The 7,435-nt window shown below is 64.2% G+C and carries 9 protein-coding genes; 6 read left to right on the top strand and 3 right to left on the bottom strand.

Features of this window, described 5'->3' with window-relative positions; genetic code table 11:
- Together FJ930_RS12725 and greA are read left to right on the top strand one after the other, a co-directional pair.
- Positions 1-451, top strand: a 451-nt coding sequence (locus tag FJ930_RS12725) for a tetratricopeptide repeat protein (protein ID WP_140744393.1), incomplete at its 5' end; no start/stop codon positions are given.
- A 269-nt stretch (positions 452-720) separates the two neighbouring features.
- Entirely contained in the window at positions 721-1,194 is a 474-nt protein-coding gene (greA, locus tag FJ930_RS12720) for a transcription elongation factor GreA (protein WP_008877613.1), read from the top strand.
- A 257-nt stretch (positions 1,195-1,451) separates the two neighbouring features.
- On the opposite strand, the gene waaC is transcribed toward greA, so the two are convergent.
- Genes waaC through rfaD form a run of 3 tightly spaced genes read right to left on the bottom strand, consistent with a single transcriptional unit; the run spans position 1,452 to position 4,359 of the window.
- Positions 1,452-2,432, bottom strand: a complete 981-nt coding sequence (gene waaC, locus FJ930_RS12715) for a lipopolysaccharide heptosyltransferase I (RefSeq protein ID WP_141837972.1) — start codon at positions 2,430-2,432, stop codon at positions 1,452-1,454.
- On the bottom strand, positions 2,429-3,436 hold the full coding sequence (gene waaF / locus FJ930_RS12710) for a lipopolysaccharide heptosyltransferase II (RefSeq protein ID WP_141837971.1): 1,008 nt from the start codon (positions 3,434-3,436) through the stop codon (positions 2,429-2,431). The genes waaC and waaF overlap by 4 nt, the downstream gene beginning before the upstream one ends.
- Positions 3,409-4,359 (bottom strand): ADP-glyceromanno-heptose 6-epimerase, encoded by a 951-nt coding sequence (gene rfaD, locus FJ930_RS12705; RefSeq protein WP_141837969.1) that lies wholly within the window; start codon positions 4,357-4,359, stop codon positions 3,409-3,411. The genes waaF and rfaD overlap by 28 nt, the downstream gene beginning before the upstream one ends.
- Before the next feature lie 142 nt (positions 4,360-4,501).
- Between rfaD and FJ930_RS12700 the strand changes: the two genes are divergently transcribed.
- The 4 genes from FJ930_RS12700 (at position 4,502) to rfaE1 (ending at position 7,428) form a co-directional block, all read left to right on the top strand.
- A complete protein-coding gene (locus FJ930_RS12700) occupies positions 4,502-4,738 on the top strand; it encodes a type II toxin-antitoxin system Phd/YefM family antitoxin (RefSeq protein WP_140744397.1) in 237 nt (78 codons plus the stop codon).
- Positions 4,731-5,144, top strand: a complete 414-nt coding sequence (locus FJ930_RS12695) for a hypothetical protein (protein ID WP_246676892.1) — start codon at positions 4,731-4,733, stop codon at positions 5,142-5,144. The genes FJ930_RS12700 and FJ930_RS12695 overlap by 8 nt, the downstream gene beginning before the upstream one ends.
- A 43-nt stretch (positions 5,145-5,187) precedes the next feature.
- Positions 5,188-5,820, top strand: coding sequence for a LysE family translocator (locus FJ930_RS12690; RefSeq protein ID WP_140763417.1), 633 nt, complete (start codon positions 5,188-5,190; stop codon positions 5,818-5,820).
- A 117-nt stretch (positions 5,821-5,937) separates the two neighbouring features.
- A complete protein-coding gene (gene rfaE1 / locus FJ930_RS12685; RefSeq protein WP_141837968.1) occupies positions 5,938-7,428 on the top strand; it encodes a D-glycero-beta-D-manno-heptose-7-phosphate kinase in 1,491 nt (496 codons plus the stop codon).
- Positions 7,429-7,435: the final 7 nt, after the last annotated feature.

Here is a 7,435-nt window from a genome sequence, read left to right as displayed (position 1 = left end):
GGGTGGCGGTGGCCAGACCGTCAGTCAGTGCAAGAAGGGCGAAGTCTGGGACAATAAGAAGAAAAAGTGCGTCGCGCCTCAGGAAGGCATGCTGGACGACGACAGCATCTATGAAGCCGGTCACGACCTGGCGATGGCCGGGCGCTATGACGAGGCGATCTCGGTGCTCACCCTTGCCGCCAACAAGCAGGATCCGCGCATCCTGAACTATCTCGGCTATTCGCACCGCCATTCCGGCCGTGTCGCCGTCGGCCTCGGCTATTACGAGGAAGCGCTGCGCATCGACCCGAACTACACGCTGGTGCGCGAATATCTCGGCGAAGCGCATCTGCAGATCGGCGATCTGGCCGGCGCCCAGCAGCAGCTGGTGGAGATCGAGAAGCGCACCGGCAAGGGATCGCGCGAATACGGCATGCTGGCCGAGCAGATCGACCATTTCATGCGGAGCTGACCTGGCGTCCAAGGGTCTCGAAGCGGCCGCGATCGATCGCGGCCGCTTTTTGTCGCCGCCTTGCCTCGCCGCCGCCCGGCTCGCGAAAGCGGTGACGATTTTTGCAAAACCGCTTTTTTGGGCGTGAAAAACCCGCGAAGATTGCTATATTGGGGGAAATTGCGGTGAAACGGTTCCGTTAGCCCGAGGCTGCCGGACCGTTTTCTTTTTGTACCCAACGACAAGGCTTCCCCCGAAACGCGGGGGCGGCGGCAGAAAGGTCAGGCATTATGAACAAGGTCCCGATGACAGGCGAGGGGTTCGCGTCATTGAAGGAAGAACTGCGTTGGCGCCAGCAGGAAGAGCGGCCGCGCATCATCGAGGCGATCTCCGAGGCGCGCTCGCATGGCGACCTGTCCGAAAATGCCGAATATCATGCCGCCAAGGAGGCACAGAGCCTCAATGAGGGCCGCGTCAACGAACTCGAGGACCTGATCGCGCGCGCCGAGGTGATCGACGTCACCAAGCTCAGCGGCGACAAGGTCAAGTTCGGCGCCACCGTCGTGCTGGTCGATGAGGACACCGAGGAAAAGAAGACCTACCAGATCGTCGGCGACCAGGAAGCCGACGTGAAGTCCGGCCGCATCTCGATCTCCTCGCCGATCGCGCGGGCGCTCATCGGCAAGGAAGTCGGCGACGCCATCGAGGTCAACGCGCCAGGTGGTGCGCGCGGCTATGAGATCGTCCAGGTGCAGTTTATTTAGGGAGTTTGACGGGGCGGTTTCGTACTGTCCGCACTTCAAGCCAAGGTCGGCGCTGCCTCTCATCGCCCTGCCGGGCACTTCTCCCCGTATAGTGACGGGGAGAAGGCCGCTGTCATCGATGGTTTCGCCAAACAGAAACGTTGCAGAATATTAAGCCGAGGTCGCGGTCAGCCCCTTCTCCCGGTCACTATACGGGAGAAGGTGGCGGCAGCCGGATGAGGGGCAGCGCCGACTTTCCGACTGTTTCGATCGAAAAATCAATCTTCGCCGATATTTGCCTGGCTAAGCTCCATCAATCTCTCCGCCTCCGCTATCACCTCCGCTGGTACAACACGACCACCGGGCGCGGCCAGCAGTGTCGACGCATACGGCCCGCGCGGGCCGGTCAAACCCGGCTCCGTCGCCAGGAACACCGCGACTGTCGGCAGTCCGAAGCCGCTGGCGAGGTGTGTAAGCCCGGTGTCGGCGCCGATCACCAGCGTCGAGCGGCCGAGGATGGCGGCGATGTCGGCCAGCGGTGACTTCGGCACCACGACCGTGGACGGCGCGGCCTTGCCGATCGCTTCGGCCACAATCTTCTCGCGCTCATTCGACCAGGTGGTGACAGGCGTCATGCCCCGGTCGACCAGCAGCCGGGCGGTTCCGATCCAGTCTTCGACCGGCCATTTCTTGTCCTCCCGGCTGGTCCCGTGCAGCAGGAAGGCGGTCTTGCCGCGGATGTTGGCGATCGTGCCAGCCGGCGGCACAATGCCGGAATTGAGCGTCGAAAGATCGGGCTGGTAGCCAAGCGCCAGTCCGAACAGCCGCCTTGTCCGCTCGATGGCGTGCAGGTCGCGGGGCACACTATAGGTGACGTCATAAAACAGCGTCGCCGAAGGTTCGCGCGCGCTCGACCGGTCGAAGCCGGCGATCGGCGCGCCGGCCTGCCGCGCCACAAGCGCCGATTTCAGCAGGCCCTGTGCATCGATGACCAGGTCATAGTGGCATGACCGCAAGGTTCGGCGCAGGGCGGCCGCCTCGCGCCAGGTGCCGCCATTGAACAGTGCCTTGCGCCAGCGCCGGATGGCGACCGTGTGGATCCTGCCGATCGCCGGATGGAGCGCCACGATGCCGGCGAACGCCTCCTCGACGCACCAGTCGAAGGATATGTCCGGCCTGACGAGGCTGGCATCCTCGACGGCCGGAAATGTGTGGATGACATCGCCCATGGACGATGTCTTGACGATGAGCACCTTCATGCCGCTGCCGGAAGTTCCAGCAGCCGGTCCGCCGCCGCCGCAACCTGCCCGACTTCCAATGTCTTGAGGCAATTGAGATGGCCGAGCGGGCAGACCTTGCGGTGGCAGGGCGAGCAGGACAGGCCGAGCCAGACCAGTTCGCGGCGCTCCGCCAGTGGCGGCGTGTTTTCAGGTGAGGTCGAACCATAGACCGCAACGATGGAGGTGCCGACAGCCGCGGCGACATGCATCAGGCCGCTGTCGTTGGAGACGGCCAGCCTGGCGGCGGCGATCAGATCGATGGCGTCTTCCAGCCGCGTCTGGCCTGCGAGGTCGACGACGCCAGGCGCGAGGGCCGCGATCTCCGCCGTCACCTCGCGATCGTTCTTCGAACCGAACAGGGCGACTTTGAAGCCCTTGCCCATGAATTCGCGGGCAAGCCCGGCATAGCTTTCGCTCGGCCAGCGCTTTGCCGGGCCGAACTCGGCGCCGGGCATGAGGGCCACGAATTTCTGTGGCGCCAGTCCGAAACGGTCGAGCAGGACAGCCTGGTTTTGCGCATCCATGGTCAGCCGGGGCGCGCGGAAAGTGCCGCCCTGGGCGAGGCCGAAATAGGCCTGCGCGGTGCGCCGTTTCACGGCATCGGGCAGCGGCACGATGTCGGTCAGCAGCCCATAGCGCATTTCACGCAGATGGCCGAAACGGCGCGGAATGCGGGCAAAGAACGGGATCAGCGCCGATTTCCAGCTGCCCGGCAGGATATAAGCCATGTCGTAGCGGCCGCGCAGCAGGCGGCCGAAACGGCGGCGATGGGTGAATTCGAGCGCGCCGGGCTTTAGCGGAAAGTCGATCTGCTGGCGTATTTCAGGCATGCGCTTGACCAGCGGGGCAGCCCAGGCGGGCGCCAGCACGTCGATCGCGGCGTTGGGATGGAGCTCCTTCAGCGCCGAGAACAGGCACTGCGCCATCACCATATCGCCCACCCAGCGTGGGCCGATCACGAGGATCGTTGGGCTTTCAGCCATTCGACATAGTCTCTGACGCCAGTTTCGACGCTCCGGAATTGACCGTTATAACCGGCCGCGCGCACACGGGACATATCAGCTTGCGTAAAGCTCTGGTAGCTGCCCTTGAGGTGGTCGGGGAATTCGATGAACTCGATCTCGCCTTTGCCCAGCGTGTCGATCACCGTTTCGGCGATGGCGCGGAAGGGCTGGGCGCGGCCGGTGCCGCAGTTGAAGATGCCGCTCGAGCCGCGCTTCCACAGCCACAGATTGACATCGGCGACGTCGCCGACATGGATGAAGTCGCGGCTCTGCTCGCCCGGTCCGAAGCCATCATAGGCGCCGAACAGTTTCGGGTTCTCGCCCCGCTCGACCTGGTTGAACAGATGAAAGGCGACCGAGGCCATGGCGCCCTTGTGCGCCTCGCGTGGGCCATAGACGTTGAAGTAGCGCAGGCCCGCGACCTGCGAATGGTCGGTGTCGAAGGCGGTGCGCCTGACATAGTCGTCGAACAGTTTCTTCGAATAGGCATAGACGTTGAGCGGCCGCTCCAGCGCCGGCTCCTCGCGAAATTCGGAACCGCCGCCATAGACGGACGCGGAAGAGGCGTAGAGGAAGGGCACGCGCAGCGTCTGGCAGGCATGCAGCAGCCGCTTCGAATAGGCGTAGTTGACCTCCATCATGAACTTGCCGTTCCATTCGGTGGTGGTCGAGCAGGCGCCCTGGTGGAAGACGGCCTCGATGCGGCCGAGCGATCCGGCCTCGATGCGGGGCAGGAAATCGTCCTTGTCGAGGTAGTCGGCGATTTTGAGATCGGCGAGGTTGGCGATCTTGTGGCCGTCGGTGAGGTCGTCGACGACGACGATGTCGTCATGGCCTTCGACGTTGAGCGCGGCGACGATGTTTGAGCCGATCATGCCGGCGCCGCCCGTGACGATGATCATGAAGGCCTCTGGTTGCTTGCGATTCCGGTCCTTATAAGCGAGGCCAGCCGGGCTGTCGACAAAGCAGGCGGTCGCTCGGGCTCGCCCGTTCAGGCTTGTCTGTTTTGTCCATTTTGTCTATTATGGCAAAACGGAGTGTCCAATGAAACACTATACATCGACTGATCTGAAACAGAATCTCGGCGACGTGCTCGCGGCTGCCAGCCAGCAGCCGGTCTCCATCACTCGCCACAACAAGCCGAGATACGTCCTGATGAGCATCGAGACCTACGAAGCGCGCTTCGGCACCGATAGCCGTCGCGCCTACGCGGCGGAGGATGCACCGCTGGAACATGTCGAGATGCTGGAGGAGTACGCCGCGGAACTGAACGGTGACTAAACCGGTCGCCGCGGACGCCTGGCGATATCCATATCTGTGGCATCGCCAACATGGAGACGTCGAGACCGAAGGCCGCAAGACGAGGCCTGTCGCCTTTGTCGCCGTTCTTCCCGGAAAAGCCGGAGGCACGAACCTTTTCATCCTTGCCATCACCTCCACGCAGCCGGGCCGTGATCGCATCGCCGCTGGCGTTCCGGAAATTGAACGCCGCCGCGCCGGCCTTGACCCTATCCCCCTTTGGGTCATAGTCGACGAGTACAACCACGATATTCTGGAATCGTCGGCCTATTTCGAACCGGGTGCGCGTATCGGCGCATTCAGTCCGTCGTTCCACAAAAAAGTCATATCGGCTTTCATTGCGGCTGTTCGCGCAGGCCAATCCAAAGCCATCCCACGGGCTGACTGAAAGGTCTGCAATCGGACAGGGCAGGATCATAAGGGACAACAGAATGCCGTCGACCGAACTGCTCATCGCGTTTTTCGCCACCACGGCGATCTTCGCCTATATTCCCGGTCCGGCCATGCTCTACGCGGCCGCGCAGACCATGGCGCGCGGGCGCTGGTCGGGGCTGACGGCGGCGCTCGGCATTCATCTGGGCGGCTATGTGCACGTCTTTGCCGCTGCTGCCGGCCTGTCGGTGCTGTTCCACGCCGTGCCGCCGCTTTACATGGCGGTCAAGCTGGTCGGTGCGCTCTACCTGATCTGGCTCGGTGTCTCGCTGTTTCGCAAGCGCGGGGAGGGTGACGCGGCGTTGCCCGTCATCGAGCGCAAGTCGGCTCGCCGCGCCTTCTTCGAGAGCATCACCGTCGAGGTGCTCAATCCCAAGACCGCGATCTTCTTCATGGCGTTCCTGCCGCAGTTCATAGATGCCTCCGCGGCGTTTCCGGTCTGGCTGCAATTCGTCGTGCTCGGCACCATCGTCAACCTGATGTTCTCCTCGGCCGACATCGTCTGCGTCTTCCTGGCTGGTCTCGTGATCGGCCGGCTGCGGCGTTCGAGCCGGGCGCAACGGCTGATGCAGCGGGCGGGCGGCGCTGTGCTGGTCGGGCTCGGCGTTCACGTTGCCCTGCAGAAGAGCTGACACGGCGCCGCCGTTGCGCCGGCTCGAATTGCGGTATATCGGCAGGCACGAACGATCGGTCCCGCCAACCGACCCCATATAGTCCAGAGACGGTTTTCCCAGCGCGTTGCCAGTGACATGATCAAGCACAATCCGCCTTCTCCCGAACCACTGCACCGCGCCATTGCGCGCTTTGGCGACGTCGCCGTGCTGGTGGTCGGCGACATCATCCTCGACCGTTTCGTCAATGGGATCATCGAGCGGATTTCGCCGGAGGCGCCGATCCCCGTGCTGCACGGGCGCGGCGAAACCTCGGCCATGGGCGGCGCCGGCAACGTCGTGGCCAACATCGTTTCGCTTGGCGCGCGTGCCATTCCGGTTTCTGTGATCGGCACGGACGCTGCCGGCGACAGCCTGGTGCGGATGCTCGGCGCGCTTGGCGCCGACACGGCGGGCCTGGCGCAGCAGCGCGGCCGCATGACCTCGTCCAAGAGCCGCTTCAGCGCGCTCAACCAGCAGGTGCTGCGCTTCGACGAGGAAGAGGTCAAGCCGCTCGACAGCATTGAGCGGGCGGGGCTGATCCGGCATTTTCGCGCGGCACTCGACGAGGCCGACATCGTCATCCTGTCCGATTACGGCAAGGGCATCCTGCTCGACGGCGTCGCCGCCGAACTGATCGCCATCTGCCGCGCGGCGGGAAAACCGGTGCTGGTCGATCCCAAGGGCCGCGACTATGCGCGCTATGCCGGGGCGACCGCCATCACCCCCAACCGCAAGGAGCTTGGCGAGGCCGTCGGCCATGCGGTGTTCGCCGATGACGAGATCGTCGAGGCCGCCCGCGAACTGATTTCAGCGCATGGCCTCGACTTCGTCGTCGCCACCCGCAGCGAAAAGGGCATGAGCGTGGTCGGCCCCACCGAAGCGCGCCACATCGCCACCCAGGCGCGCGAAGTGTTCGACGTTTCAGGTGCCGGCGACACCGTGATCGCGACCTTTGCTCTGGCGCTTGCCGCCGGCGCCGATCCTGTCGCTGCCGCCTCGATCGCCAATGCGGCCGGCGGCGTCGTGGTGGGCAAGCGCGGCACCGCGCGGCTGACGGTCGAGGAATTGACCGGCGCGCTGTTCCGCTCGCACGGACCGACCGCGCACAAGGATGCCATCCTCGATGCCACGTCGGCCGCGCGCATGGTGGCGGCCTGGAAGGAAGAGGGCCTGAGCGTCGGCTTCACCAATGGCTGTTTCGATATCCTGCATGCCGGCCATGTCAGCCTGCTGCACGCGGCGCGCAGCCAGTGCGACCGGCTGGTGCTCGGCCTCAACAGCGACGCCTCGGTGCGGCGGCTGAAAGGGCCAGGACGACCGGTCAATGACCAGCATGACCGCGCCTGCGTGCTCGCGGCGCTTGCCTCGGTCGACGCCGTCGTGGTGTTCGATGAGGATACACCGCTGGCGCTGATCGAGGCGCTCCTGCCCGACATTCTGGTCAAGGGCGCGGATTACACGATCGACACCGTGGTTGGCGCCGATGTGGTGCAGAAGGCCGGCGGGCGCGTCGTGCTGGTCGATCTCGTTGCCGGCAAGAGCACCACCAACACCATTGGCAAAATGCGTTCCGGCACCACCAACTGAGGGTTCC

It is taken from the genome of Mesorhizobium sp. B2-4-15, assembly GCF_006658505.1.
Classification (GTDB): domain Bacteria; phylum Pseudomonadota; class Alphaproteobacteria; order Rhizobiales; family Rhizobiaceae; genus Mesorhizobium.
This window is presented reverse-complemented; position numbering and strand designations above follow the sequence as displayed.

Excerpts from the sequence above, each read along its gene's own strand:
- greA (WP_008877613.1), top strand. The coding sequence starts at position 721 with ATGAACAAGGTCCCGATGACAGGCGAGGGGTTCGCGTCATTGAAGGAA.
- rfaE1 (WP_141837968.1), top strand. The coding sequence starts at position 5,938 with ATGATCAAGCACAATCCGCCTTCTCCCGAACCACTGCACCGCGCCATT.
- waaF (WP_141837971.1), bottom strand. The coding sequence starts at position 3,436 with ATGGCTGAAAGCCCAACGATCCTCGTGATCGGCCCACGCTGGGTGGGC.
- FJ930_RS12690 (WP_140763417.1), top strand. The coding sequence starts at position 5,188 with ATGCCGTCGACCGAACTGCTCATCGCGTTTTTCGCCACCACGGCGATC.
- waaC (WP_141837972.1), bottom strand. The coding sequence starts at position 2,432 with ATGAAGGTGCTCATCGTCAAGACATCGTCCATGGGCGATGTCATCCAC.
- rfaD (WP_141837969.1), bottom strand. The coding sequence starts at position 4,359 with ATGATCATCGTCACGGGCGGCGCCGGCATGATCGGCTCAAACATCGTC.
- FJ930_RS12700 (WP_140744397.1), top strand. The coding sequence starts at position 4,502 with ATGAAACACTATACATCGACTGATCTGAAACAGAATCTCGGCGACGTG.